The 25,744-nt window shown below is 44.2% G+C and carries 23 protein-coding genes; 5 read left to right on the forward strand and 18 right to left on the reverse strand.

Annotation, left to right across the window (positions count from 1 at the left end):
- Window positions 1-128: 128 nt before the first annotated feature.
- Genes GTH32_RS09495 through GTH32_RS09505 form a run of 3 tightly spaced genes read right to left on the reverse strand, consistent with a single transcriptional unit; the run spans window position 129 to window position 3,328 of the window.
- A complete protein-coding gene (locus GTH32_RS09495; protein WP_163085085.1) occupies window positions 129-1,190 on the reverse strand; it encodes a GNAT family N-acetyltransferase in 1,062 nt (353 codons plus the stop codon).
- A gap of 59 nt (window positions 1,191-1,249) precedes the next feature.
- Window positions 1,250-2,359 (reverse strand): glycosyltransferase, encoded by a 1,110-nt coding sequence (locus GTH32_RS09500; protein WP_163085087.1) that lies wholly within the window; start codon window positions 2,357-2,359, stop codon window positions 1,250-1,252.
- Window positions 2,360-2,362: 3 nt separating this feature from the next.
- On the reverse strand, window positions 2,363-3,328 hold the full coding sequence (locus tag GTH32_RS09505) for a glycosyltransferase family 2 protein (RefSeq protein ID WP_203565436.1): 966 nt from the start codon (window positions 3,326-3,328) through the stop codon (window positions 2,363-2,365).
- Window positions 3,329-3,666: 338 nt separating this feature from the next.
- Between GTH32_RS09505 and GTH32_RS09510 the strand changes: the two genes are divergently transcribed.
- Window positions 3,667-4,866: a TIGR03087 family PEP-CTERM/XrtA system glycosyltransferase gene (locus GTH32_RS09510; RefSeq protein WP_163085089.1), complete on the forward strand. Its 1,200-nt coding sequence runs from the start codon at window positions 3,667-3,669 to the stop codon at window positions 4,864-4,866.
- Window positions 4,863-5,453, forward strand: coding sequence for an acyltransferase (locus GTH32_RS09515; protein ID WP_163085091.1), 591 nt, complete (start codon window positions 4,863-4,865; stop codon window positions 5,451-5,453). Before GTH32_RS09510 ends, GTH32_RS09515 begins: the two co-directional genes overlap by 4 nt.
- Before the next feature lie 69 nt (window positions 5,454-5,522).
- Here the strand turns inward: GTH32_RS09515 and GTH32_RS09520 are convergent, their stop codons facing one another.
- From GTH32_RS09520 to GTH32_RS09530, 3 genes are read right to left on the reverse strand one after another with little or no spacing between them, the layout of a single operon-like run.
- Window positions 5,523-6,617, reverse strand: coding sequence for a GNAT family N-acetyltransferase (locus GTH32_RS09520; RefSeq protein WP_163085093.1), 1,095 nt, complete (start codon window positions 6,615-6,617; stop codon window positions 5,523-5,525).
- Between the two features lie 33 nt (window positions 6,618-6,650).
- Window positions 6,651-7,400: a YdcF family protein gene (locus tag GTH32_RS09525; protein ID WP_163085095.1), complete on the reverse strand. Its 750-nt coding sequence runs from the start codon at window positions 7,398-7,400 to the stop codon at window positions 6,651-6,653.
- Between the two features lie 14 nt (window positions 7,401-7,414).
- The gene (locus GTH32_RS09530; RefSeq protein ID WP_246223205.1) at window positions 7,415-8,224 is read right to left on the reverse strand and encodes a PEP-CTERM/exosortase system-associated acyltransferase; all 810 of its coding nucleotides are present in this window, start codon (window positions 8,222-8,224) and stop codon (window positions 7,415-7,417) included.
- A 180-nt stretch (window positions 8,225-8,404) separates the two neighbouring features.
- Between GTH32_RS09530 and GTH32_RS09535 the strand changes: the two genes are divergently transcribed.
- A complete protein-coding gene (locus tag GTH32_RS09535) occupies window positions 8,405-9,178 on the forward strand; it encodes a S1 family peptidase (RefSeq protein ID WP_246223206.1) in 774 nt (257 codons plus the stop codon).
- Between the two features lie 10 nt (window positions 9,179-9,188).
- Here the strand turns inward: GTH32_RS09535 and GTH32_RS09540 are convergent, their stop codons facing one another.
- The 5 genes from GTH32_RS09540 to GTH32_RS09560 all read right to left on the reverse strand — a co-directional run bounded on the left by GTH32_RS09540 (window position 9,189) and on the right by GTH32_RS09560 (window position 17,224).
- Complete coding sequence (locus GTH32_RS09540) at window positions 9,189-10,844, reverse strand: FAD-binding oxidoreductase (protein WP_203565437.1); 1,656 nt, start codon at window positions 10,842-10,844, stop codon at window positions 9,189-9,191.
- Window positions 10,845-11,009: 165 nt separating this feature from the next.
- Window positions 11,010-11,888 carry a patatin-like phospholipase family protein gene (locus GTH32_RS09545; RefSeq protein WP_163085099.1) on the reverse strand — a complete coding sequence of 293 codons (879 nt, stop codon included), beginning with the start codon at window positions 11,886-11,888 and terminating at the stop codon, window positions 11,010-11,012.
- Window positions 11,889-12,145: 257 nt separating this feature from the next.
- The gene (locus GTH32_RS09550) at window positions 12,146-14,329 is read right to left on the reverse strand and encodes a malate synthase G (protein ID WP_163085101.1); all 2,184 of its coding nucleotides are present in this window, start codon (window positions 14,327-14,329) and stop codon (window positions 12,146-12,148) included.
- A 98-nt stretch (window positions 14,330-14,427) separates the two neighbouring features.
- A complete protein-coding gene (locus tag GTH32_RS09555; protein WP_163085102.1) occupies window positions 14,428-15,372 on the reverse strand; it encodes a LysR family transcriptional regulator in 945 nt (314 codons plus the stop codon).
- Window positions 15,373-15,628: 256 nt separating this feature from the next.
- On the reverse strand, window positions 15,629-17,224 hold the full coding sequence (locus tag GTH32_RS09560; RefSeq protein WP_163085104.1) for an isocitrate lyase: 1,596 nt from the start codon (window positions 17,222-17,224) through the stop codon (window positions 15,629-15,631).
- A 646-nt stretch (window positions 17,225-17,870) separates the two neighbouring features.
- On the opposite strand from GTH32_RS09560, the gene GTH32_RS09565 reads away from it, so the two are divergent.
- Together GTH32_RS09565 and glsB are read left to right on the forward strand one after the other, a co-directional pair.
- Window positions 17,871-19,325 carry an alkaline phosphatase gene (locus tag GTH32_RS09565; RefSeq protein WP_163085106.1) on the forward strand — a complete coding sequence of 485 codons (1,455 nt, stop codon included), beginning with the start codon at window positions 17,871-17,873 and terminating at the stop codon, window positions 19,323-19,325.
- Window positions 19,326-19,339: 14 nt separating this feature from the next.
- Window positions 19,340-20,248 (forward strand): glutaminase B, encoded by a 909-nt coding sequence (glsB, locus tag GTH32_RS09570; RefSeq protein WP_163085166.1) that lies wholly within the window; start codon window positions 19,340-19,342, stop codon window positions 20,246-20,248.
- A gap of 67 nt (window positions 20,249-20,315) precedes the next feature.
- On the opposite strand, the gene GTH32_RS09575 is transcribed toward glsB, so the two are convergent.
- The 7 genes from GTH32_RS09575 to GTH32_RS09605 all read right to left on the reverse strand — a co-directional run bounded on the left by GTH32_RS09575 (window position 20,316) and on the right by GTH32_RS09605 (window position 25,655).
- Complete coding sequence (locus GTH32_RS09575; protein ID WP_163085108.1) at window positions 20,316-21,014, reverse strand: VC0807 family protein; 699 nt, start codon at window positions 21,012-21,014, stop codon at window positions 20,316-20,318.
- A 47-nt stretch (window positions 21,015-21,061) separates the two neighbouring features.
- The gene (locus GTH32_RS09580; RefSeq protein ID WP_163085110.1) at window positions 21,062-21,601 is read right to left on the reverse strand and encodes a rhomboid family intramembrane serine protease; all 540 of its coding nucleotides are present in this window, start codon (window positions 21,599-21,601) and stop codon (window positions 21,062-21,064) included.
- Window positions 21,602-21,649: 48 nt separating this feature from the next.
- A complete protein-coding gene (locus GTH32_RS09585) occupies window positions 21,650-22,816 on the reverse strand; it encodes a glutathionylspermidine synthase family protein (protein ID WP_163085112.1) in 1,167 nt (388 codons plus the stop codon).
- A gap of 3 nt (window positions 22,817-22,819) precedes the next feature.
- Window positions 22,820-23,473 (reverse strand): DUF1190 family protein, encoded by a 654-nt coding sequence (locus tag GTH32_RS09590; RefSeq protein ID WP_163085114.1) that lies wholly within the window; start codon window positions 23,471-23,473, stop codon window positions 22,820-22,822.
- 8 nt (window positions 23,474-23,481) lie between these two features.
- Window positions 23,482-23,898 carry a DUF350 domain-containing protein gene (locus tag GTH32_RS09595; protein WP_163085116.1) on the reverse strand — a complete coding sequence of 139 codons (417 nt, stop codon included), beginning with the start codon at window positions 23,896-23,898 and terminating at the stop codon, window positions 23,482-23,484.
- A 15-nt stretch (window positions 23,899-23,913) separates the two neighbouring features.
- Window positions 23,914-24,558, reverse strand: a complete 645-nt coding sequence (locus GTH32_RS09600) for a YjfK family protein (RefSeq protein WP_163085118.1) — start codon at window positions 24,556-24,558, stop codon at window positions 23,914-23,916.
- Between the two features lie 71 nt (window positions 24,559-24,629).
- The gene (locus GTH32_RS09605; RefSeq protein ID WP_163085168.1) at window positions 24,630-25,655 is read right to left on the reverse strand and encodes a potassium channel family protein; all 1,026 of its coding nucleotides are present in this window, start codon (window positions 25,653-25,655) and stop codon (window positions 24,630-24,632) included.
- Window positions 25,656-25,744: the final 89 nt, after the last annotated feature.

Consider the following 25,744-nt stretch of genomic DNA (forward strand, 5'->3'; position numbering starts at 1 on the left):
CTCCTTTAAAACACTATTGCCTAATTTATGTTCTATAGTTAATTATTAATTTTAGGGACCGAATTTACCAATAGATAGCGTGAAATTAAGTACATCTATTTTTCACGTGAACTATGTTAACTGATAGTTTAAAGACTAATGTAGGGGCGGATAAACCCTCCTACCCGAACCGTTAATGCTAAAGGGAGTTTACACCATACTTTTTCTACGAAGGGCCTTAGTCTACTATTTTTCTGAACCTGTGAGGGTTGTTTAAGTTGCTTCCCTTCGAGATCAAACCTATCCCATATCAATAACTGAGGTTCAGCTCCCCACTGCTTTTTAAATCGATAGGTCCCTTCATTGAACGTTGAGCGACCAAAATCAAAATGTTCTATGCCATTATTAGCGCAATGTTCAAGTAAAGACCAGTAAAGTAGCATATTGGGTGCAAGGCGGTTAAATTCGCGAAGTGTCGAGGCCCAAGGAATACTTGCTGTTTGCTTGTTACAAAGCACTATGCCCGCTCCTATAGGCTTTTCATCGTGAAAAACCACACTAATAATAGCGTTCTTGTCATAACCATCAACGATTTCTTCGAACCATCGCTTCGCATGAACAGGTGACCCAAGATCCCGCATGTTTTGGGCGTAGACATCGTAAAATTCATTGATTGAATTCTGTGTATTTCCTAATCGGACAGTCAGCCCATTTTTTTGTGCTTTCTTTATCTGACTTCTAAGTTTTGACTTAAATGACTGAAGCAGAAGTTCACCAGAACTAGGTAGGGGCAGCACCATTCTCACTTTTTGCCCCGCTAACGCAGAAAGGTCGTAAGGAGCCGTCGTATGTTTACGCACTTCTAATATTCGACTACCTGAATTTTTACCTATATCACTCAAGCGTTGCTGCATTTGTTTGATGACTTCAGGCGCATCTGCTAATCCATGCCCCAGATCACAATAAGGAAGTGCGCATAGGTGCTTATGAGAAAAAGGCGACTTCATTAGTACAGCGGGAAATACCCCACATACTTGCTTATTAACCGAGTTAGTTGCAATAACACCTGCCATAGAATGTCCGTAAGCCGATTGCACAGCTTCTTGCCAGGCAAATCTATGATAGGGAGTACTGTCAGGATGGTTATCTACGTATTCGTCCCAACGTAATTTGTCGGCTATGGTGGCAACATTTACCGTTAGTTCTACCATGTTTAAATTCCTTTGGCCATAACCTGCGAAGGCGCGCTATCATCGCTTACCACGCAATATTACCCGCCCTGGTTACCTTGTGTAAGCCGTTCAAATAAATCCAAGTATTCATTTGCCATACGCTGTGCAGAAAAGTGTCTTTCGACAAAGGCTTTCGCATTTGCGGCTAATTGTTGGGCTCGAGCTTCATCAGTTAATAGGCTCTGCCAATCTTGTAATAGTTGTTCGCGGTCATGAAGCGGTGCCAGTAACCCCGACTCATTGTGCGTAATTAGTTGGTCTATACCCGCAATATCGTAAGCCGATACGGGAATTTCCATTGCACAGGCTTCCATTAAACAGCGTGGGATGCCCTCTAGTGTAGACGTCATAACAAACAGGTCGAAATCTCTCAGTAGCTGGAGGCGATCGTTACGAAAACCCAGAAACCTTATATTTTGGCTACTTTTTAGCGTGCTCGCATATTTTTCAAGCGAAGGTCGTTCTTCACCGTCGCCGAGTAAAACCAGTTCAATATCTTGACGTATACTAAACAACTCATCAAAACAGGCTAACAGGGCGGTAATATTCTTTCGACTTATCATTTGGCCAACAAAGCCAATGGTTTTAATTTTTTTATGCTCGCTGGCTTTGGTTAACCTTACTTCTTCAACTTCAGAGAGGTCTACGCCGTTTTGAATGTATTCTAGTTTATGTTTTGGAATATTGAATTTTTCAACATCGTTCATCAATTGTTTTGAAAGCGGCACCACTTTGTCAGTAAACCGCATCGCTTGACACCCTAGCCAAATGAATAAGCGAAGCTTAATATCTGCAGCGTTCTCGAAACCGTGGGGTGTCACTACACAAGGGATCCCTGCTTTTTTCGCAGCCATAACACCTAAAATGTCTGATTTGTATCCGTGGGTATGTATAACGTCGATATTATTTTTTTTGATCACGTCGGCAAGCTTTTTAATTGCAGTCAAATCAAACCTGCCATTCATAGGGATTTGATGCACCTTTCCTAGTGAAGAAAATTGCTTTACCAACTCAAGTTCTTCTGTTCCTGGTTCTAGTGTCACCACAAGTTCACTTTGCACATGCGGCGGAAGGTGTTTTGATAAAGCCAACACCCACCGTTCAGCGCCATAAAAGCCAGTTGAACATATAAATTGCAATACTTTCATAATTTAACTATGCGTGCTGGAACCAACCGCGCCGCGTACTCCTAGTAATGTACCTATAGCCCTAGCAGGAAAATAAAGAAGATAGAAGCAAGCGCAATAGCCTACGCTTACGCCATGGCCAGTTAGTTTCTTCAATCGCAAAATATAGGCGCTCAGCGGCAGCGCAGCTAAAATAAATAGCGCCAGCGCTACCGCTGTGTGTGCCAAAAGTAATGCGACCGTTGCGGCTACTATACTAAGGGTTACTGCAAACGGAACGATAAAGCTCGGCCATTCTCTTAAAGGAATATGTCGGCCTTTTAACGACGCTAAATTGGATTGCCCTCGCCAAATTTCTTTTTTCCACATGGGTATAAACGATTTATCTTCTCCAATATGCACATACTGGGCTTTGGACGTGTAGTGTAAATCCCCAATTTCATTTACTTTATCAGTAAAATAATAGTCTTCACAGGTTAAAAGGTGTTCAGGGAATTTTCCTGCACGATTGAAGGTTGATTTGCGTAAAAATAAGTTCCTACCAGGCAAAAAACTCACTTCGGTGTCTAGCTCTGCGTTGCTTAGCGCTGTTCGTATTTTTTCTAGCGGCGGGGCATCTTTGCTATTAATTTGCATGGCGCTTACCAATGCAATGTGTGAACTTGCATTAAGAATCTCTTGCATTTCGGCTAACCAATTCTCACTTAGTGCCACATCTGCATCTAAAAATGCGAGAAATTCTCCTTTGGCATTTGCCGCCCCTACGTTTCTTGAATGAGAGATGGTATTGCTTTCGTCGTTATAAATTACTGAAAAATTTAATGACTCAGTGAATGCTGAAAGCGATTGCGATATCGCCTTATTTTGACTGACGATAATGACTTCATAGGTAGTGCAGGGGACGCTCTGCTTTCTAATACTCTCAAGCGTTTGTATGAGCATTTCTTCGCGACCCTTATGGGGAATAATAAAACTGGTTTGTATGCTCATTGTCTACCTAATTTTTATATTTATTGGCGTTATCTTTAGTCTATTTACAGCGTAAAAGATCAGTAACTTTGCTAAGCTAATTACGCGTCTGCTTTACATAACGTAAGCTATGTACTAGTGCCGTAACGTGCTCTGTGCTGGATTTAAAATTAAGTGCAAAGCGTGAATACGCAAACAAACGCCTGCTGCTAAAATACTGCTTTACGCTAGTATGCCAATCTGTGAGTAGCTTGTGTAGTAGAAAAGCAAAGCCCGTTCTTTTGACCTTGAAGTAGCTTCCACGTAGTATCATTTAAAAGTGAGAATAAAACGTTACCTTACTGTTTCGGAAAGCATAAATGTTAAACATATGCGTAGTTGCGCAGCGGGTGCCTTACCCCCCTAATAAAGGCGAGAAGTTACGTACCTTTCATCAAATTGAGCGCTTAGTACAATTAGGTCATCAGGTTGAAGTGTTAGCACTGAAGGAAACGCAGCAGGATGAGAAGGATGCTGATGCACTATCGACTAAGCTTAATATTTCTGTTTCTACCTTTCCCCTCCCAGCTAAATTAAGCCGCTATTTAACGGCATTGCTTAAAGGTTGGCCGTTAAGCGTGGGGGCGTTTTATAGTCAAGCTTTACACAAAGCGATTAACGAAAGAATGACCAGCGCGGTGGACGTTATGCTCTTCTCGGCATCAAGTCTGGGGTATTACGTGCTTAATTCTTCCAACAGTACGAATGCAACCCCTCATTTAATGATGGATTTCATGGACGTAGACTCAAGTAAGTGGCAACAATATGCCCAAGCTGCGTCTGTACCGATGAAATGGGTATATCGCCGTGAAAGTAAAAAAATTAGACAGTTAGAATCGCAAATCAATCGTGAATTTCTACAAACCTTTTTAATTGCCGAAGAAGAAGTGACTTTGTTTCACCGTACCGTCAGTGATTCGAAACCCGTGAAAGTGCTTGGCAATGGGCTCGACTTTGACACATTTTACCCGCGTAAAAAAAATGGAAGCGTGAGCAAAAACAACTTTCTTTTTACCGGGGTTATGGATTATAAACCCAATGTTGATGCGGTGTGTTGGTTTGTTAGTTTATGCTGGCCGCAGATAAAAGCACGTATTCCCGATGCAACCTTTACCATTGCAGGTATGAACCCTTCCTCGCAAGTACAGGCACTCACCAAGCATGATGGCATTGAAGTAACAGGGTTTGTGGACGACATATTACCCTATTTTCACAGTGCAGCTGCATTCGTGGCGCCATTTCGTATTGCTCGAGGCGTGCAAAACAAAGTGCTTCAAGCTGCCGCATGCAAGCTTCCTATTATTAGTACGTCTATGGGGGCGGAGGGCATTCGGTTTGCTAACAGCAACACCTTGTTTATAGCCGATCAGGTAGACGGGTTTGTCGATAGGTGCATCGACGCCGTGACAAAGCCTGAGTTAGCTGAACAACACGCGCAACGTGCCTATGACGCTATTTTAAGTGAGTATAGCTGGCAGCAGCAACTTAAGCCCCTTGAGGATTTGTTAGCAAGTTTATGAAAAAAACAGTTAAGTCGATGTTGTTTGTTGGGTGTGCCGTTGTGATGTTTCCAATGGTTTTTATGTTCCACCTTTTCGGTTTAGTTCTAGACAAAAATCAGCTAGTCGCTGGGTTTAGTCAACTATTGTCGTTACTTCCGGGGAAGCTTGGAAGTTATCTGCGAGCAGGGTTCTATCGTTTTGTGCTTAATGCCTGTGCGCCTAACGTGTTGGTGGGTTTTGGAACCCTTTTATCGCATACCGATACCGACTTAGGTAAAGGCGCGTATATTGGCCCCCAATGCAATTTAGGTATGTGTTCAATAGGAAAGAATACGCTACTAGGAAGCGGCGTCCACGTGTTAAGTGGCAAAGAACAGCATAACTTTTCAGATATCGATAAGCCTATAAAGGCGCAAGGGGGCACCTTTACCAAAATTGCCATCGGCGATAACTGCTGGATAGGTAATACGGCGGTAGTCATGGCTAATATTGGTAATGGCAGTGTTGTGGCTGCGGGGGCGGTAGTGGTTGATGATATTCCTGCCAATGCAATAGCGGTGGGTAACCCAGCGAAAGTAGTAAGATACCGGGGCGCTCAGCAATAAAACTACCGTTGGCATGGGGTATTCCATCATCGGTGCATAAAGGGTTACTCATTTTTATGTACGAGCTTTTTATCGACGCTTCTTAATTACCTTGCGTAACTTTTCTATCGCTTTTGCTGGTTGGCCCGGGTTATGAAGCGTCAGAGTCTCCATTGTATACCGCTCATTACTTAAACTTTGCTTGTACCTGAAGTCGCCAGCCATAAAGTCGTACACTTGGTAACCCTCTTTGGCAAAGTGCTGCATCGCATACAGATGAAGAAGATAACCAGGCTTTATCTTATTGTCAGCCACTAATTCATTTACTCCTGAACAGTAAAAATACACCGTATTATCCTGCATAAGATAATAGCTATACCCTAGAATTTCACTTCCGGCCTGAAGTTTCACTATACAACAATGATTAGGGTTGTTGGTTGTCAGGGCCTTGTGGTGAGCCATAAACATAGGGTTGTTAAAGCCACTGCCTTCTATGGTTTTTCCCCATTTTAAAATGTGGAATTTAGCCAATTCGGCTAAAAACGCCTGCTGCTGAGAAGGGGAGGCCACTGTGAAGGTAATAGCCCCCAATCTATTTTCTGCTTCTCGCCGAGCTCGGCGTAATTGATAACGGGTATTTGAAGAAAATGCTTGATAAAAAGCATCAAAATCATGGGTGGGGGGTAAGTGCGTGCGATAGGCCGCATGGGGTTGTCGAGTCACGGCGATATTATTCGTCTCGCAAACAGCAAGCCAGTCTGAGGTATTTTCACACATAGAAATGGTAATACGGAGGCAGCCGAAGTTACTTAATAGCAAACGGCACAAGGCGTCTATACAGGCGCGTCTGTGTTTTTTATTACAGATAATATTATTAAATTCAATCCATACTTGGTCTTGCGCCTGTTGCCCTGTTTGATTAACCAGCGCTATATAAAACGGTAGCCCAGAAATAGGGGTATGCTTTCCTAAAAGCACGTAGCCAATAGGGCGATCTTGGTCACTAAATATAACGATCTGTGGCAGGTGTTGAAGGCTATTTATCCAACTTTTCTGCCATGTAGGTGCTAAAAAGGGGGTATTTAGGTCGGGCATTTCAACAGCATCTACTATTGCGCATGCATGAGCGCTATCGGTAGGGGTAATAAGTTGGGCTGTGAGCGATGTATTGTTATTTTTTTTCATAGCGCAGCAGGGGTCCTAGGTATGTCCGCAAGGTTAGCTTGTAAGGTGAAACTTGGCTAACGCTAAATATTCGTAAAACGCATGCTGAGCGTTAGTTAATGCCCATAACTTGGGTAGTGTCAGATGTGGAGTAAGGCGACCGTCACTATGATAGTCCACCGCTTGAAATGACACGTTTTGCGTTATCGGGGCATAAATCATCGTTAATCGTTTTATGTGAGTCGCCGAAGATACTACTAATAAAGGGCCATTATCATAGATGCGTAGCACTTCTTGCGCTTCTTCCTGCGTGTTTGTTCCTGATGGAAGGGTCAAAATGTCACCTAAGGGCACCCCAAGAGAAACAAAAAAATCGGCGGCTTTGTTGGCATAAAACACGTCTTTGTTTGCTAGAAAATTACCCCCAGTTACAATAATTTTTGCCCGTTGCTGTGATGCGATATATTGTCTGAAGGCTTCAATATTTCGCTCTATTGAACAGTTAGACCATCGGCTTACTTCACTCATATTGCCTAATGTATTGTAGTAACAGGCTAATACATGAATGTACTTTGGAGGCGGTGCATTGTTTTGGGGGGCCCGACTATATTCCAGTGGATATAACAAAAGGTTGCTAACATAGGGCTGAGAGAAGACCGCCAGCCAGATAAGAGCGGTTACCCGGCAAAATCGCGCCAGTTTATACTTAGCAGCAATGTTAAGTAACCACCCGCTTAATAGTAGTGCTAGCGCAAAAATAAGGGGTGAAGTAAGGGTTACCGCTATACTTTTTAACACGTCCATTTATTTTAAATTCTTTAGTTGCCTTCCGCTTGTGCTAGCTCAGCGATAATATCGTTAAGCATAACTGCAAACCCGCCAGTGAGCTTAGTGGTCAGCGTTTCTAGGTCAATATAGTGGGCTGCGCGCTGGCCGTGATAGTCGATGACGGGCCCAATTTGGCGAAACTTAATGCCGATTAAGCGCATATTTTTCGCTAACCTCGGCTCTACCATAACATAGATATGTTCAATGTCCTTTTGAATAACCAATGCCGCGGCCGTTAAGTAAAGCCCTACTGCGATGAAAGGGAAACATCTTAACTCGGTTTGAGAAAACGTATAGGGGTTTAGTTCACCGGTTTGTGAACCTTGAAATTTATCTATGCTTCGGCGTCTAAATTGCTCGGGAATGGCAAGCCTTGATACTTCGCATACTTTTTCACGGGCAAAGTTAGCAGGCAGTAAGGCGTTATCGGTTATAGCATGCACACAGTATTTTTCTATCGGGAGTAATTGCTGGGCTGAATGCGGGTGGACAATTCGCACTGTACCGGCCATTGTCTGGGTGGCGCTATGTTGTATGTAGCAAGGGAGCGAATAACTGTCGAATTCATCGGTTTCTAGCCGCGTATTGTTGGCTGCTTCCAACTTGAGCTCTTCACAATATACGGTATGACGTATTCGATAGGTTTGCGCTTTTAATTCAGCCGCTGTAGCAATGCCTGGGTGAAGATATTGAGAAAAATGGCTGGCAACCTGGTGCGCCTGTTTGTAACGGCTATAGTCTGAAATTGCTTTGCCAATCTTGTTATTTTTGCCTACTAGGCCACCTAAACGTTCCAGCATAGGTTTATTCGTTTTTCCATACATAGAACCACTCGCAGGATAAATAGTTACAGCTGTGATGTGCTTTGTATTAAACCGCAGCTTAATTGCGTTGAGTGAATTTTAGCCACTGTTTTATAACAGCTTTAGTATATACTAAATGTTCTGACTTGTGGTTCGCTGAAATTTTTAGGAGTTATCTTGATACGTACCTCTTTTATGACTTGGGTAATTTGCTGGGCATTTATTACCTGTAACTATAGCGTGGCTGACGAGAAATCGTTTCCTCAAGTTGTGTCTAACGTTTCAAAATCTGTAGTGGCAATTGGTATTTACAGCCCCCTTAATCAACCCGGTAATCAACTTAGGGGCACAGGGTTCGTGGTAGGAGATGGAAAATGGATAATTACCAATCATCATGTGGTTAGTGAGGTACTCGACCCCGCCGTTGTAGAGCATTATGTAGTGGTACATGGGGAAGGAAAGCAAGTATCTACTTTCAAGGCATCGATAGAAGCAATTGATATCAAACACGATTTGGCAATATTGCGTATAGATGCATCATTACCCCCAATAAAGCTGCATGACGATACATTTAGTCCGCCGGGAGCCCAAATTGCTATGACAGGTTATCCTATCGGGCCTGTGTTAGGCCTTTATGCCGCTACCCACCGAGGGTATATTGCTGCCATAACCCCAGACGCTCTGCCCAATGCCGGTTCCAGTCAACTTACTGTGGATATGCTTGCGCGACTTGAAAATGCAGATCTTATTTATCAATTAGATGCTACCGCGTTTCCTGGAAATTCAGGCAGTCCACTGTATTTGCCGGCAACAGGTGAGGTAATTGGAGTAATAAACAAAGTGTTTATTACCGCGGGTAAAGAATCGGCCATTAGCGCCCCTACCGGAATTAGCTACGCGATTCCGGTAAAACATGTTCACGGGTTAATGAAACGGGTGGGGGCTATGTAAAAAATATTGGCTAACCCCTGGTATTTGCCACTCGCGAGGGGTTATATCGGTGGGGGCTAAGTACACCATTGGGGTCAAGTGCGTGAGCAATTTTGCCTGCAGTTTGCCAGCATACCGCGTTTTTATCTAGCGCTTCTTGTTGGCGAATATTAAGGCGGTAGGGCACATATCCTCGCTTAATCCCTTGTTCAAACAACGCTGCCAAACAATTGTGAGCGTCGTCTACGGCGGTGGGGTTTGATAAGTCGAATAAAATGGGCACAGTACTATCGATATTATGCGCCGAAGTGTGTGTAAAGGTAATCAAGGGCTCTATGTTGTAACGGGGGGTAATGTCTCTCACCATTTCAACAAATGCTTCCATCGCACTAAGATTGGCAGGGATCAAGGGAGCATACCACAGCAAGCCACACCGATCTCTGGCAGGGTTAAGGTGTGCGCTAGCATCGGCGGCAGTATGGGGATTACGCCAATAAGATAGCGATAGAGCGACTTCACTAGGCTTTCCTCGCATAATATCCGTGGCGGCGGACAAACTGTCGAGTTGCTGTTTTAATTGTAGAAAAGCGCGTTTAGGGGCTACTTTACATACGCGCCGTGCAAGAGAAACCTTGGTAGAATGAGAGCGTAAGCATTTATCGGCCAAGCCGTTAGTGAGGACTTTTACCTCTTTTGCAGCCGCTTTCACGATGGACTTGCTACCGTATAGCGTACCTACCACTGTCCAATCAGGTATGTCGTGAGCTGAACTTAGGGCCGCTTTTTGTTGGTCCGTCATAACCTTATGCACGCCTTTGCCTTGAGGGTTGTCGGCAAGCATTGCCATCATTCGCGTCTTATCCATAAGGTTTATCCCCCCAACAACGCCACCTAATTGGCGAAATAATTTTTGGATACACGCATGTGCCCGCCGAAAACCCGTATCGCCATAAAAACGTAAATAGAAAGAGTCGAAGCCCTCGGGTTGGCGCGCTAAGCAAAGGGTGGCTTGGGTTACAATCATATTCCCTGATTGTGTGAATATTCCATCCAGATAAGGCCCTTGCTTCCACTTGAAGGCTTTATCTACAAACTTATTTTGGGATTGGTCCATCGCGGCGAGCGAAGAGGTATAGTAATCTCCGGTGGGCAGTACTCCCTCCATTTGCGTTATAGCAGAGAAGTGATCGGCAATAGGCGTAATGCCATAACCACGCTCAAGCGCATTCGATAGTATGCTGCACGTAGGGCCCGCCCCCGTGACAGGCACCATAAAGGGAAGGTGGTTCTCGTTTAAGTAATCGTACAACTGTTGTTGAGTAACCCCAGGTTCAAGAGTGCACAAACCAGAATCTGGATCTAGGTAAGTAATTTTATTTAATTGAATAAGCGACAATAATACGATGGCCTTGTCACTTTTGTTTGGCGTAGCACTGCCGTATCCCCAGTTTTGACCGCTACTTATCGGGTGAATGCTAAACGCATTTGCAGTGCATCCGGCGAGCTCATTGGCAAGGGAAACGAGCGCGCTCACGGCATCCTTATTTTTAGCCTTAACAATACATGCCACGCTCTGCGAATAGCCTTCCGTACCACTTGAATCTGCGACATTTTCTATCACATCCGCGCTATCGCCTAGCCGCTCAGCAATGATTTCAGGTATGCGTTTTATGCCAGCGTTACTCATTAAAGGACCCCTTCACCGTCTCATCCTAGTGAAACCTAAATAACTGTTATTCATATGAAACTCTCTAACTACTATACCAGCGTCGAAAGCGATTATCAGCATTAGGTTGCCTAACCAAACGTGTAAAACACTGCCTAAACAAAACTGAATAACCTGCACCAGCCCTTAAGACACTTTAGGTGTGTTGGTTATCTTCACAAATGCACATTTTTTAGGTAAGAAGTTTTTGGTGGTGGAATAACCCAGGTCAAACAGGGTGTTTTTAATGTCGGAAGAAAGGGAGAAATCAATAGGCGATATATCGCCGGTATTTACCACTACCGTATTATGCCAATATTTAGCGTGAACGTATTCGCGAGAAAGAGCGATCATGAAAGTGCGAATGAGCATGCTAACGTATTGCGGAAGTTTTAGAAATTTTTGCTTAATTACCTTTGGTTTTTGCATAGCGCTTTGCAGGCGAAAACAAACGGAGGGTGTGCCATCGCCTTGCCAATTATCAAATAGCGCATCCTCTGATAATACTGCACCATCTACCAGCAAATATTCCTTAAAAGGTTTAAAGGAAAAAATAAGGGGGATGGACATAGAGTAGCGTACCGCTTGTGAAACTTTCATGTGAGGCGTCTGTACTTTGTTAAATAAAACAGGGCCTCCGCCATTTACATCGGTGGCTAGGATATTCAAATTAAGCTGTAAATCGGAGAATGTAGCGCCTTCGAGCTGAGTATCTATCCATCGTTCAAATACGTCTCCTGACGATAAGCCGCCTTCGCGCAGTAAGCGAAAAAGCGAAAACTGCATGAATTGCCTAAAGTCAGTGTGAAGTGCAAGCTCGCGCATTTGCTCTACGCGAAAGCCTTTAGCATACAGGGAAGCCACAATAGAGCCCCCTGACACGCCCACTAAAGTTTTAAAGCTAATATTCATATCCTGAAGTGCACTAATGATTCCGATATGTGCGCTTAGGCGCGTACCGCCGCCTGAAAATATCGGCACAATAGCGTTACTAGTGGGGGTAGCAGGCGGGTGTACAAGCTGCATCAAGAAAGCTCCAAATGAATAAGTTAGAGCATAGGCGATGGAAGGCGCTGCGCCAATTATCAAATAGTAGTGCTTTTTAAGCAGAAGAAGAGAGCGGTTTCGTTCAAAACGCTCAGCCTAGGTTCGGTGAGCGTTTTAAGGTAAGTAGGCGTGGGTAAGCGAGAAGCGCTAAAACAGCACACAAGCACCGCTAAAGACTGTTATGTTTAGCGGTGCTTGTGTGCATGTGAGTAAATTAATTACCTTATATTAGGTGATTATGCCTTTGCGGCTAATCTCGCTTTCATCTCGCGACGACGAGCATGAAGTAAGGGTTCTGTATAACCACTTGGCTGTTCCTTGCCTTTAAATATAAGGTCACTAGCCGCTAAAAAACCAATGGAATTTTCTATATCAGGTGTCATTGGAATGTACTCTTTATCGCTAGCGTTTTGTTCATCAACCAGTACTGCCATTTTTCGCAAAGACCTGTTAACTTGCTCAGGGCTAACGATGCCATGTTCTAGCCAGTTAGCAATATGCTGAGAGGAAATGCGTAGGGTTGCTCTATCTTCCATTAGGCCCACATTATTAATATCAGGCACTTTAGAGCAGCCCACGCCTTGATGTACCCATCGAACAACATAGCCTAAGATCCCCTGTACATTATTATCTAATTCGCGGCTAATAATGTCAGGCGATAACCCGTCAGTACTATCAAGTAAGGGAATGCTTAGAATATCGTTTAACCCATCAAAATTTTCATCAAGGCTTTGTTGAACATCAAATACATTGACTTGATGGTAGTGCAGCGCATGTAAAGTGGCTGCAGTAGGAGAGGGAACCCAAGCCGTGTTCGCGCCTGCTTTTGGATGGCTAACTTTCGCTTCCATCATGTTTTTCATTTCATCAGGCACCGGCCACATTCCCTTACCAATTTGCGCTTTCCCTGATAAACCACAGCGTAAACCCACGGCGACGTTTGCGGTTTCATACGCTTTTATCCAAGGCATTGCTTTTAGTGTGGCTTTATCGGCGAACGCACCTGCTAACATTGAGGTATGAATTTCGTCGCCTGTTCTGTCTAAAAAGCCGGTATTAATAAATACTACGCGGGATTTAGCTTCGTTTATACAGGCCTGAAGGTTAACACTGGTTCGGCGTTCTTCATCCATAATTCCCATCTTGATGGTATTTTCGGGGACATCAATAATCTTCTCTATAGCAGCAAAAAGTGAATTTGAAAAAGCCACTTCTTCTGGCCCATGCATTTTCGGCTTCACTATATAGATGCTGCCTTCACGACTGTTTTTAAATGCGCTATTGCCAAGTAAGTCGTGCTTGCCTATTAACGACGTAATTAGCCCGTCCATAATTCCTTCTGGCACTTCTTTACCATCAAAAAGCATGGCGTCATTTGTCATTAAATGGCCCACGTTTCGCACAAACATTAAGCTTCGAGCAGGTAACACTATTTTCTGTGTGTCATTGGAATTAGACGAGGTATATTCTCTATCGGCGTGCATGGCCCGGGTGATAGTTTTTCCAGCCTTTTTCATTTCAAGGCGTAACGTGCCCTGCATTAGCCCTAACCAGTTACTGTAAACCAAGGTTTTGTCTTCTGCGTCCACGGCTGCCACCGAGTCTTCACAATCCATAATGGTAGTAAGCGCTGCTTCAACGTAAACGTCTTTTACGTGAGCTGGGTCAGTTTTTCCTACAGGGTGGTTTTCATCTATTTGAACTTCAACGTGTAATCCGTTGTGAACAAACAATAAGGTGGAAGGCTTGTTCGCCTCGCCTTGGTAGCCTAACCACTGTGCTTTATTTGCCAAACACGTCGACGTACCGTCCGCTAGCATTACCGCTAACGTGTCGCCGTCAATACGATACTCATGCACATTTTGATGACTGTCTTTGCTAAGCGGTATTATTGCATCCAAAAAAGCCTTGGCTTTTTCTACCACTTTAGCGCCGCGCACCGGATTGTAAGTTTTACCCGCCTCTGCGCCACCTTCATCGCTAATAACATCGGTGCCATAAAGCGCATCATATAAGCGCCCCCATCTGGCATTTACGGCGTTTAGTGCATAGCGGGCATTATTAATTGGAACTACTAATTGAGGTCCAGCCATGCTGGCAATTTCTGCATCTACATTTGTCGTATCTGCACTTACGTTGGTAGGTTGGGGGGCTAGGTACCCTATTTCTTTTAGAAAGGCTTTGTAAGAAGGCCCAGATACGGGATTACCCGCTTTGTGATAATCGTCAATGGCGCGTTGTAATTGCTCACGCTTTTCTAATAACCCGCGGTTTTTTGGAATGAATTCAGCGAAAAGGGCTTCCGCTCCCTGCCAAAAGGTTTCAGGTAAGACGCCTGTATTCACCATCGCTTGTTGATTAATAAAAGTGTCTAACTGTTCAGCAACCTGTAACCGGCCTCGCGTAATGTAATTTTGCATAACTACCCCAATACGTGTTTTGTAGTTTCAGTGTAGAGAGTATCGAGGTAATTTTTTAATTTATGGTTTCTATGTTTATCATCATTACTATGAATGGCTTAGACGCCATTCATTTCTGATGCCACATCACTAATCAAACGGCGCAGCCAAATATGTCCGGCGTCGTGATGTAATAGCGCGCTCCACGCCATTTTTAGTGCGATAGGAGGGATATCAAAGGGAGGCTCTTTGACAATGACATCCGGATCATCTTTAAATAGCTTGGCCGCCTTGCTTGGCAGTGTCGCAATTAACTTTTGGTTTTTCGCAATTTGCAATGCAGCGTGGTAGTGACGAGTAAATACGCGTATCGCACGTTGTTTGCCAATTTTAGTAAGCTCAGCGTCTACCCAACCTAATTTTTGAACTTCGTTAGGGTCGATGCCCACTCCTACACCAAAGCCTGTTTTACTCACCCAAATATGTTGTGCGTTTAAGTAACTTTCTAAATCACACTTTGCTACTAAAGGGTGGTCGGCACTCATCACACAGCTAAACGTATCGTACCAGATTACTTTTTGGTGAAACGACAACGGAAGCTCTTCAAAGCGATTGATAGCCATATCAACCTTACCTTGTTCAACATCGTGAAAGGTGACATCGCTTGGTGTAATTAAATCTAAGGTTATATTTGGGGCCATTACGGCCAGCTTACCTACAAGCTCTAATAAAAGAGTACTCTCGGCATAATCACTGGTCATAATACGAAAAGTACGATGGCTGGTTAACGGGTCAAAGTCAGTTTCTGGCTGGATAGAGTTTTCTAAGCGGCTTAAAACATCACGAATAATAGGTTGTAGCTCAAGTGCGCGTTTGGTGGGGGTCATGCCATCGCTGGTTCGAACAAGCAGGGGGTCTTTAAATAGATCCCTTAGCCGTTTTAACCCATTACTCATTGCCGGTTGGGTGATGCTCAATTGATTGGCAGCTTTGGTCACACTTCCTTCGCGTAGCAGTACATCTAAATAAACCAGTAAGTTGAGATCGACCTTTGCTATATTCATTATGCTAATGCTCTTTATAAATTCAATTAAACAGGACTATTGTAAAGCGTTTTTATGCGCTTGTCAGATCACCTTTTAGTCTTAGGCTTGATGGGCAATGTTGTGTAACTACCTGTTTTTTAATTCGCTATTATTTTATTCTTCGATGGACACCACTATTTTAAGAGGTATAGGAAAGTATTATCCAAATAAATTCACTGAATAATAAAAAAAGGCACCCGAGGGTGCCTAAAAGGAAAGGTTGGGATACTTTGTATTAAACGTCGAACTGATTCATCGTGTTATCTTCACCCGATGCTTTTAACGCGCCTTCACCAGAGAAGTACTCTTTGTGTGTATCACCTAGGTCTGAACCGGCCATTGCTTGGTGTTTAACGCAGGCTAGACCTTGGCGGATTTCTTGACGCTGTACGCCGCGAACATAGGCAAGCATACCTTCTTCACCAAAGTAACCTTTAGCTAGGTTGTCAGTAGACAGCGCGGCAGTGTGGTACGTGGGCAACGTAATAAGGTGATGGAAAATGCCTGCTTCACGGGCCGCATCAGCTTGAAAACTCTTAATTTTCTCATCAGCTAATGCTGCAAGCTCGCTGTCGTCATAATCGGCAGACATAAGTTTTGCGCGGTCGTACGAAGAGACATCTTTGCCCTCTTCAGCCCAAGTATCGAACACTTGTTGACGGAAATTTAGCGTCCAGTTAAACGACGGTGAGTTGTTGTACACCAGCTTCGCATTCGGAACCTGCTCACGTATTGCATTTACCATTTCGGCAATCTGGCCTACGTGAGGCTTTTCTGTTTCTATCCACAGTAAGTCGGCGCCATGTTGTAGCGAAGTAACACAATCTAGTACTACACGGTCAAAACCAGTATTATCCTTGAAGCGAAATAACCCGTTGGGTAGGCGTTCTGGCTTCACGAGTTTACCGCCTTGTTTAAGCACTAAGTCACCTTCGTTAAGGTCATCAGCAGTGTTTACATCAGTGGTTTTGAGAAATGTGTTATATTGGGCTGCAAGGTCGCCCTCGCTCGCTGATACCGGAATTTTTTGGGTAAGCCCTGCGCCAAGTGAGTCAGTACGCGCCACAATAACACCTTCGTCTACGCCTAGCTCTAGGAAGGCATAGCGAACGGCGTTAATTTTAGCTAAGAAATCTTCGTGAGGTACGGTCACCTTTCCGTCTTGGTGGCCACATTGCTTAGCGTCTGACACCTGGTTTTCAATTTGGATACAACAGGCGCCTGCTTCAATCATTTGTTTTGCTAGCAGGTAGGTAGCTTCCTCATTCCCAAAGCCTGCGTCGATATCCGCAATAATAGGTACTACATGAGTTTCGTAATTGTCGATTTCAGCTTGAATTGCGGCTACGTCACCACCGTTTGCTTTCGCATCATCTAGTTTGTGGAATAACTCGCCTAGTTCTCGCGCATCCGCCTGACGAAGGAACGTGTATAACTCTTCAATTAGGGCAGATACTGAGGTTTTTTCATGCATAGATTGGTCTGGCAGGGGGCCAAACTCTGAACGTAATGCAGCTACCATCCAGCCAGATAGATAGAGGTAACTTTTGCTGGTTGTGCCCTGGTGTTTTTTAACCGATAGCATTTTTTGTTGGCCAACGAAACCATGCCAGCAACCAAGTGATTGGGTGTATTGAGACGAGTCTGCATCGTACTCAGCCATATCTTTGCGCATAATAGCTGCAGTGTAACGCGCAATGTCTAACCCTGTTTTGAAGCGATTTTGAACCTTCATGCGAGCGGCATACTCTGGGTTTATGCCTTCCCATGCACCTTTTTGTGCTGCTTTTAAGGTGGCCAAGTTATCGATGTCTTGTTGATATTGCGACATGAGCGTCTCTCCCGACTATAATTAATTTTCTTAACGTGTTTGCGATTACGCTGTAGGGCGTTCGTGTAAGTTCCATTTCATCCTAGTAGGGGGTGGATAATAATAAAAATATATTATTATCATTACCGTCATTCACTCTGTGAATGTGTAGGTGCGATTTTGTCCTTACATCGGTTTCCCTATTGCCAACAAATTGAAAAGCCCACTATGAGATTAAGAAGGTCCATGTGTTCTACATTTACCTTTTGCTTTAGAAGGGAGCGTGTTGAAAACGCCTGAAAGAAAGCCTACTACCGCATAGCATAGTTATTTTGTCGAGATAGACTTCATGCAATACCTTTCTTAGCGGTACAGTTTAATATGTAATCCCAAGGAAGGCCTCACTGTGGTAATTTTCATCCTCTGCTGGTCCTCATTTTGTATAAACCCTATCAATCGCGTGAATAGTCCTTAAACTTTTGTGGTAGCCCGCCGTCTGTTTTACACTAAACACACCTAGAGTTGGCCCCGTTTGTTTAAGTTGTACAGTTGCGTTTTTGATTTCAGCGCGGTGTTGCAATCTAAATAGTCGCGACCCCTTAATATTAATTACTGATAATAGTACCTACGCCTACAGGTACTGATTAAACACGCAGGAAAGTTTTTCATGATCAGATGTAAATTTCGTAAAACGCTAGCTTTGTGCTCAGCCATAGCCGTTACGGTTGGATGTAGCTCTACTAGCGAATCCCCTGTCACTGACGCACAGCACTCTGTCGCGGTGAGCAAGGCAGCACCCAAAAATATCATTATGGTGGTGTCCGATGGTATGGGGCCTGCGTATACTACGGCATATCGAAACTATGTTGACGATGCAACCACGGCCGAAATTGAAACAGTTGTTTTTGACGATATTTTAGTGGGCAATGCGTCAACCTATCCCGCGCCTGTTTCTGGCTATGTTACCGACTCAGCAGCCGCAGCAACCGCCTTGGCTACAGGGGTAAAATCGTATAATGGCGCTATAGGGGTGGATGTAGATAAACAGCCTCTGCAATCTGTTATGCATTGGGCCAAAGCAAAAGGAATGCGTACTGGCTTGGCCGTTACTTCACAAATTGTGCATGCCACACCGGCATCTTATATCGCTCACAATGAAAGCCGTAAAAACTATAATGCCATCGCTGATGATTTTTATGACGTAAGAGTTAATGGTGAATTTGTGGCTGATGTTATGTTAGGCGGTGGAACCAGCTACTTTGAACGTGAAGACCGAGATGTGCTTGCGCAATTTATCGACGCAGGTTATGCCTACGCGGATAGCTACAATCGTCTGGCGAGTATTCCCACCGGCAGTAATGTTATTGGTTTATTTGCGCCTGTAGCCTTACCCAAAGTACTCGACGATAAGCGTAAAAACCGTTTGGAGTATCTAACACAGCACGCCATCAAGCATTTAGAAAACGATAATGGTTTTTTCTTATTAGTTGAAGCAAGCCAAGTAGACTGGGCCGGACACGCTAACGATATTGGTTCTGCAATGGCTGAAATGCACGACCTCGCTCAAACCCTTAACTATCTAAGAACCTATGTAGAAGAAAATCCTGACACCTTAGTTATTCTAACGGCCGATCATAGTACCGGGGGATTAACGATTGGTGCTAATGGCGATTACCTTTGGTTTCCTGAGTATCTTCGCAACTTAAAGGCCTCTGCCGAAACCATGGCAAAAGCGTTAGGTGAACAGGAGGACGTTGGGCAGTACATGGCACAAACATTAGGTTTCGAGTTAAATAGCGAAGAATTGGCCCATTTCGCCAAAGTAGCTAGCTTAGACGAAGAAGCCCGCTATGGGGCTATAAAAGCCTTCCTTGATAGCAAAACGAATACGGGCTGGACGTCTTCCGGCCATACAGGGGTAGATGTAGAAGTGTTCGCTTTTGGCGCGGGCAAACAAGCCTTCACGGGTCAAATAGACAATACTGACATTGCCAAAAAGATTTTTCGCTTTATCGACAATAGGCCTCACAATGGCGATAGTGTTGATATAAATGTTGAGCTAAATGATGGCAGCGCCGGTTCAAACGACTGTGACTTCAAGGATGATTGGCGTTGTCAGTAGATGAAAGTACTAACATGGAGATGCTGCTCAAAAGTATCTTTGATGAGATAAAGCCTATGCTGGGGCAGGGCAAAGTAGCAGACTATATTCCTGCACTTGCCACCGTCAACCCGTATCAATTTGGCATCGCGGTGTGTGATATTCATGGCAATATCACACATATTGGCGATGCCAATGTGCCCTTTTCTATTCAGAGTATCTCCAAAGTATTCAACCTTGTTTTGGCGATAAACCATTACGGAGAGTCGATGTGGGACCGGGTTGGATGTGAACCTTCAGGCTTACCGTTTAATTCTCTTGTTCAACTAGAATACGAACAAGGCATACCTCGCAACCCATTTATTAATGCAGGGGCGCTGGTGGTAAGCGACATGAATGAGTCGCGCTTCGCTTCGCCCCATATTGGTATGCGTGATTTTGTAAAGCGACTATCGTGCAACGATGAAATAATTGCTAATAGAGATGTCTCAGATTCAGAATTTGAATTTCGAGCAAGAAATGCCGCCATGGCTTATTTAATGAAAGCGTACAATAACTTTGAAAATGAAGTTGATGATGTGCTGCATAGTTACTTTAGTAATTGTGCTATTGAGATGAGTTGTGTGGATTTAGCCCGGGCAACCAACTTTTTGGCTAATCGCGGTTATTCTGTCTGTGCAAATGAGCAGGTACTTACACCTAGCCAAAACCGCCAAGTTAATGCGTTATTGGCCACCAGTGGTATGTATGATGAAGCTGGAAGTTTTGCGTTTAAAGTGGGGTTGCCTGGTAAAAGTGGCGTAGGCGGCGGAATTATTGCGGTAGTGCCGGGGCGTTTTTCTATATGCGTGTTTTCCCCTGCGTTAAACACCGTGGGCAACTCGCAATTAGGCGTGGCTGCGTTAACCTCGCTAAGCAAGCGTATTAGTTGGTCGGTGTATTAGAGTAGTGTCGTCAAACACTACTCTACGTTTGCTTGGGAAAGAGGAAACAATGACCCTATAGAATGGGCTATTGGTTTATAAAATCGTCAAGCTCTTGGCCGGTAATTTTCTTAATTTGAGAAAATAAATACCAAAGGGCCGCTATCAGTAAAACCATGCTAGGTATAACGATGACGGGGTAGCTTAATGCAGTCATACGGCCTAATTCTTCTGTATAGGCCGTGGTACCCGGTTCACTAACTAAAATCACTTTGGCTAAAATGTAATTCAGCGCCGAGGACAGGAAAAAAGAGCAAGCCACAATATACGAGCTTACTGCCACTTTCTTTTTAAACTCCGTCTGCTTACCCTGGCTATCGAGTACTTGATTTAACCGTGGCCAATTAATGATTTGGTCATTAAGAATAAGCATTTTCACCAGTGGCTTATCAGAATACTGCGTAACTAAAACAGCAATGCCAATTAAACCTGGAATAGCTGCTTCTTTAATTGCGATATATTCCGCAGGGAGTTTTAGCAAGCTGAAGCCCCCGGTAAGCAAAACGCTAATAATACCTAATATGGAAAAGCCATTAACTTTGCCCGATTGCTTTAAATCCCATAAGCCGTAACCAATGGGGAAGCTAAGCGCGGCGACAATACTCCATGCGGGACCTAAGTAGTCTTCGGAGCTGGCATAACTCATTAATACCACAGGGATAATAATATTGAAGGCGAGATTGCCGAAAAAGCCCTGATTTTTTTGTGGAGCTTGGGTTGTTGTCATAATAGATTACATTTACTCATTGTTGTCTGCGATTATACGTTAACCGCTCAGCGCGCCCAATACCAAGCGGCAATTAATCCGCCTAGAAAGCCAAATAGGTGGTATTCAAACGAAATAAAGCGTGATGTAGGTAGGATGCCCATTATCATTCCGCCATATATTATTGCCACAACCACCGAAATAATAAGGTACTTAATTTTTCTACTCTTAAATCCGGCCAGTACTAAGAAGCCAAAATACCCGTATACCATACCACTGGCGCCGATATGTACTGCGGTCCTGGCAAATAACCATACCCCTAAACCACCGACAATTAACGCACTAGCGGTGGCGAGCAAAAACGTTCGCTTTCCCCATTGCATAGATAGCCACATAAATAATAACAGCGGGAATATATTTGCCATTAAATGAGAAGGAGACCCGTGTAAGAAGGGGGCGGTAAATATATAGGGTAAGTGGGCGAGAGAGCGAGGTACTACGCCAAACTGATTAAGACTATTGCCTGTGAGTAGGTTCACTACTTCCAATAGAATTAAAAACGCCCCCAAAGTAAGCAACATGCGAAGTTGAAATGACAGTGGTTTCATAACAGCTTATCCTTACGTAAAGCCCGATATTAATAAAAAGGTTATCCGTTAGAGGATAATATGCGGTAGGTAACGGGAAAGATCTTGGGTGATTGCAGTATTATCTTCTCGTACGGAAATTCCCGCTGGCATATCGTCAACTAACCAGCTACCAATAAGGGTATGATTACCGTCGAAAACGGGTAGAGGAGCGAGGGCTTGCACGATGTAACCTTCTTCACCGTAGGGCCCAGGGCTAAGGGTAGCTTCATGGCCATTATCAATAAGTGAAATATTGGCGCCTTCGCGAGAGAAAATAGGTTTCTTTATCCATTTACCTGTGGCCGTGTCAGCCCCCGCATCACCTGCAAAATAGGCCGGCAATAAATTAGGGTGGTCGCGAAAACGCGCCCATAGTAAGACCATCAACGCCTTATTCGACAAGATTGACTTCCACGAAGGTTCTATCCAATTAACGTTAGCACCACTAAGCAAGTCGCCAAACTCTTCATTTAGCATAAATTCCCACGGGTATAGCTTAAAACAATCGGTGATTGGTCTATCGCTTAAATCAGTAAAAACGCCGGTATCGGCAATGCCAATATCTTCAACGAATACGAAGTCTGCTGCGAGCCCCGCTTCTTTCGCGCAGTCTTGCAGGTATTGTACTGTTCCTCGGTCTTCTGCGGTGTCTTTGCAACAGGCAAAATGCATTTGCCCAATGCCGTAGTGATAACTGATTTCCTTAAATCGGTTTACGAGCTTTTCTTGAAGACTATTGAACTGATCGCTATTGCGGGGCAATACACCAGCGTTAACCTGCTGTTCAAGCCATAACCATTGCCAAAAACCTGATTCGTATAAACTGGTAGGCGTATCCGCATTGTTTTCAAGCAGCTTCGCAGGCCCTTTTCCCGTGTAAACAAGATCAAGGCGTGAGTATAGGCTAGGATCCCTGCGATGCCAGCTATCTCTTACAAGGTCCCAGTGGTGGCTAGGGATACAAAATTTTTCGAGTAATTCTTCACTTTTAACCACTTCATCGACAATTGCCAAACACATTTGGTGAAGTTCTGCACTAGGGTCTTCAATATCGTTTTCTATTTGCTGTAACGAAAATTGATAGTAAGCACTTTCATCCCAATAGGGCTCGCCATACATGGTATGAAAATGAAAACCGAATTCGGTAGCCAGCTGCTGCCAGCCTTTTCTTGGCTGGCATGGCATTCTAAACATAGGTTATCCGCCCCAGCTACCTTTACGAGAACTGCTTCCCCATGATGACTTCGCTCGCACGCTGCTACCAAAACCACCTCGCTTCATAGTGCGGTTTACTGTGGGTTTAGGTTTAAATGAGTCGGGGCGAACACGATAGTTGCGTTTACGTATATCACCACTAAATACTTGTCCATCTGCGGTTACCCACCGAGAGCGAAACGGCGAGTTATACGAATAAGAAGTATATAATGGCTGTGAGTAATAGCGGTTAGGTGACAAAAGCTGACTCACCATAAAACCCGCCATAAATGGCATAAAAAAACTGCCATTATTTGTATTTACAGCCTGACATTGGTTTGGGCCAAATTCATGTTCGCAATCGTATTCAGAGCGAAACCGAGGGCTCGTGCGCATAGCTTCGCTGGTCGCTGTTTGGTAGGCGGCTTCACACTTTTCAACAGCGCTAGGAAAGTCTTGCTTACACTCATCTACCGATGTATAAATTTTAGCATCTTGACGGTTATCGCTACAGGCGCTTAGCAATACCCCGGCAACCCCCACAGCCAGAGGCTTAAGGGCAAAAGATTTACGCATTTTAGCCACATTAATTGTGCTTCTTTTGCGCGTGTGTGGCTGGGCCTCGTTAGATAATTCTTTTACGGTATTATTCGACATAGCTCCCCCTAATAGGTCATGCAGGCCGCGTTTAATAAGCCTACAGCAATCGATATACCTGCTAGCATCACGCCTGCCGACACTTCATTGTCACTAATACGTTGTGCAATTTTGGGCATAAAGGTAAAACGTAAAATGGCGAATGCCAAAGATTGCGCAATAATAGCCACTAGCCCCCATATAATGAAATCTACCAGCGCTACCGAGTTTGAGGCTGCACTACCTAATGCGATGGCAAAGCCGACTATAGCGCCAGCAAAACCGATAGCGGCAGCCACGTTTTTCTCTTCTTTTACCAGCTTCCACTCATCGTGAGGCGTTACCATGGCGTATACAAGCTTGAAAACGAACAGAAAGATAATTGATAGCCCGAAGTACAATGCGAAATTATCCAGGCCAGCCAATGACTGCATAATAGTTTCCATACAAAATCCTTAAATTTAGCCGTTAATGGTTATGTCGGCAGGTTGAATATCGAAGCCGGTGGAAATAACCAAGCAACGATCAAGGTTATTTCCTACCTGCTTTTCTTCGCCCACCACTAATAGTGACTCTACTCTATCATTTTCAAGCTCACGTTCGTAGAGCATCATAAATTGGTCGGTTTTACTTATGTCACCATCTTCTTCATACGTGGTTTCGGTTACTGCCACAGGCGGCGAAACCTCGCCTATAGCTTCCCATACACGTGTATACGTATTCCCTTCTAGGTCGTATGTAGGCTGACTAATAAGGTTATTGACACATTTATCCCATTGCGCCTGAGAGCCAATGGTTTGGGTATTATAAAAATGCCATAGTTTTACATCAGTTATATTATTTTCACTTAACCCACCGTCTAACACGACCTGTAAAAAGGCGTCATCATCGGTATAAAAGCGCATAAGGGTACCGCCGGTATCGAGTGGGGCTTCACCTACAGCTTGAATCAGATGGGAGCGGGCCGCGCCGTCAATAACAAGAGAGGGCTCTAGTAAGGAAAGTTTCAAATCGTCCAATTCAAAAGAGCCGCCTAAGTAAAGCCCCATTATTTCAGGCGTTTTTGGTTTTTGCGGTTCACGTTTTTTAAATAGCTTGCTGAACATAACAGGCTCCATTAGGCATTCGTATGGGTACTACATTGTGCTATCTAAACGGGCTACACAAACTATTTGGTTTAATCCGCGTTTAGTGATTGCCAATTGATGTCATTTATACGCCGCTTGGCAATGTAAAATAGGGTATCGCTAGGGTGTAGAGTGGCCTCTAACGGGGGATTGACAACCATTTCTTTCACGTGCCCCTTAGGCGCGTAACCAATAAATATAGCGTCATGACGTTTTTTCAAGTTCAAGAATAACTTGGCCACAGAAATATCTGGGCTATCTAAGGGAACCTTTACTGAAAACTGAGCCTGTCCTTCATCTACGCTTAATAAGTCGTGATGTAACGCACTTGAGCCTGGGTCAAATGCCGCTTTAGCGAGCATTTCAACTGCTACACTAGGGGTGCATTCTACTTTAGGGCAGTGATCTTGAAGCAACGCGACAAGACTATCATCGTTAAAGTAGGCGACCTGATGGGCATTAGGATTGCGCTTTGAACAATACAGCGCTGTGGTCATCGTCACATCATCTTGGGGGTTGTCGACTAATATGGTCTGCGCGGTGCTTACACAGGCGCGGTCCATATCTTCGTCCTTATTAAAGGAGTCTACTTTTACAAACTCGATTATTCCGGGCAGCGGATTGCTAATATCGGCCTTTACACACAATACGATATCTGGGCGTACTGTCATGGCTTCCCGTTCTTGTAGCAGTAAGTCTAACAGTAACAGGGTGCGCTGTTCATTCCAGCCAATGACCAGAATGTGGTTATTTAGTTGTAGGTCTGTCATGCCCATTAGCCCTCTTTTCCATTGTTCAGAAACCCATGCCGCAATACGTCCAATGACCATGGCAAATATACTTAAGCCCAGGGGGATGACATAAAGCGCAACAATTAATTTACCCGCAGATGTTTGAGGCGACAGATCGCCATACCCTACGGTTGACGCTGTTACAGCTAGCCAATAGATAAAGTCCACCTGATTGACAAGGGCTTGCTCGTTCGCTGCGTACAATAACCAGTAGCTGCTTATGGCATAAAAACCAGTAGCGCCCAATATGGTGTACCACCTCGACTCAGCGAAATACTGCAACATGATCCTACGTACTTTAATCCATGGCGCTAAAGGGTAGGGTGATTTCTCTGTATTATTACTCACTGGATATTTTAATCTTAAACATAGTA

This window comes from Alteromonas profundi, assembly GCF_010500865.1.
In the GTDB taxonomy this organism is placed as follows: domain Bacteria; phylum Pseudomonadota; class Gammaproteobacteria; order Enterobacterales; family Alteromonadaceae; genus Alteromonas; species Alteromonas profundi.

Bases quoted from the DNA above. Each gene is read 5' to 3' on its own strand.
- GTH32_RS09565 (WP_163085106.1), top strand. From the start codon at position 17,871: ATGATCAGATGTAAATTTCGTAAAACGCTAGCTTTGTGCTCAGCCATA.
- glsB (WP_163085166.1), top strand. From the start codon at position 19,340: ATGGAGATGCTGCTCAAAAGTATCTTTGATGAGATAAAGCCTATGCTG.
- GTH32_RS09515 (WP_163085091.1), top strand. From the start codon at position 4,863: ATGAAAAAAACAGTTAAGTCGATGTTGTTTGTTGGGTGTGCCGTTGTG.
- GTH32_RS09495 (WP_163085085.1), bottom strand. From the start codon at position 1,190: ATGGTAGAACTAACGGTAAATGTTGCCACCATAGCCGACAAATTACGT.
- GTH32_RS09520 (WP_163085093.1), bottom strand. From the start codon at position 6,617: ATGAAAAAAAATAACAATACATCGCTCACAGCCCAACTTATTACCCCT.
- GTH32_RS09530 (WP_246223205.1), bottom strand. From the start codon at position 8,224: ATGCTGGAACGTTTAGGTGGCCTAGTAGGCAAAAATAACAAGATTGGC.
- GTH32_RS09560 (WP_163085104.1), bottom strand. From the start codon at position 17,224: ATGTCGCAATATCAACAAGACATCGATAACTTGGCCACCTTAAAAGCA.
- GTH32_RS09605 (WP_163085168.1), bottom strand. From the start codon at position 25,655: ATGTTGCAGTATTTCGCTGAGTCGAGGTGGTACACCATATTGGGCGCT.
- GTH32_RS09505 (WP_203565436.1), bottom strand. From the start codon at position 3,328: ATGAGCATACAAACCAGTTTTATTATTCCCCATAAGGGTCGCGAAGAA.
- GTH32_RS09600 (WP_163085118.1), bottom strand. From the start codon at position 24,558: ATGTTCAGCAAGCTATTTAAAAAACGTGAACCGCAAAAACCAAAAACG.
- GTH32_RS09510 (WP_163085089.1), top strand. From the start codon at position 3,667: ATGTTAAACATATGCGTAGTTGCGCAGCGGGTGCCTTACCCCCCTAAT.
- GTH32_RS09545 (WP_163085099.1), bottom strand. From the start codon at position 11,888: ATGCAGCTTGTACACCCGCCTGCTACCCCCACTAGTAACGCTATTGTG.
- GTH32_RS09550 (WP_163085101.1), bottom strand. From the start codon at position 14,329: ATGCAAAATTACATTACGCGAGGCCGGTTACAGGTTGCTGAACAGTTA.
- GTH32_RS09585 (WP_163085112.1), bottom strand. From the start codon at position 22,816: ATGTTTAGAATGCCATGCCAGCCAAGAAAAGGCTGGCAGCAGCTGGCT.
- GTH32_RS09540 (WP_203565437.1), bottom strand. From the start codon at position 10,844: ATGAGTAACGCTGGCATAAAACGCATACCTGAAATCATTGCTGAGCGG.
- GTH32_RS09595 (WP_163085116.1), bottom strand. From the start codon at position 23,898: ATGGAAACTATTATGCAGTCATTGGCTGGCCTGGATAATTTCGCATTG.
- GTH32_RS09590 (WP_163085114.1), bottom strand. From the start codon at position 23,473: ATGTCGAATAATACCGTAAAAGAATTATCTAACGAGGCCCAGCCACAC.
- GTH32_RS09555 (WP_163085102.1), bottom strand. From the start codon at position 15,372: ATGAATATAGCAAAGGTCGATCTCAACTTACTGGTTTATTTAGATGTA.
- GTH32_RS09580 (WP_163085110.1), bottom strand. From the start codon at position 21,601: ATGAAACCACTGTCATTTCAACTTCGCATGTTGCTTACTTTGGGGGCG.
- GTH32_RS09525 (WP_163085095.1), bottom strand. From the start codon at position 7,400: ATGGACGTGTTAAAAAGTATAGCGGTAACCCTTACTTCACCCCTTATT.
- GTH32_RS09500 (WP_163085087.1), bottom strand. From the start codon at position 2,359: ATGAAAGTATTGCAATTTATATGTTCAACTGGCTTTTATGGCGCTGAA.
- GTH32_RS09575 (WP_163085108.1), bottom strand. From the start codon at position 21,014: ATGACAACAACCCAAGCTCCACAAAAAAATCAGGGCTTTTTCGGCAAT.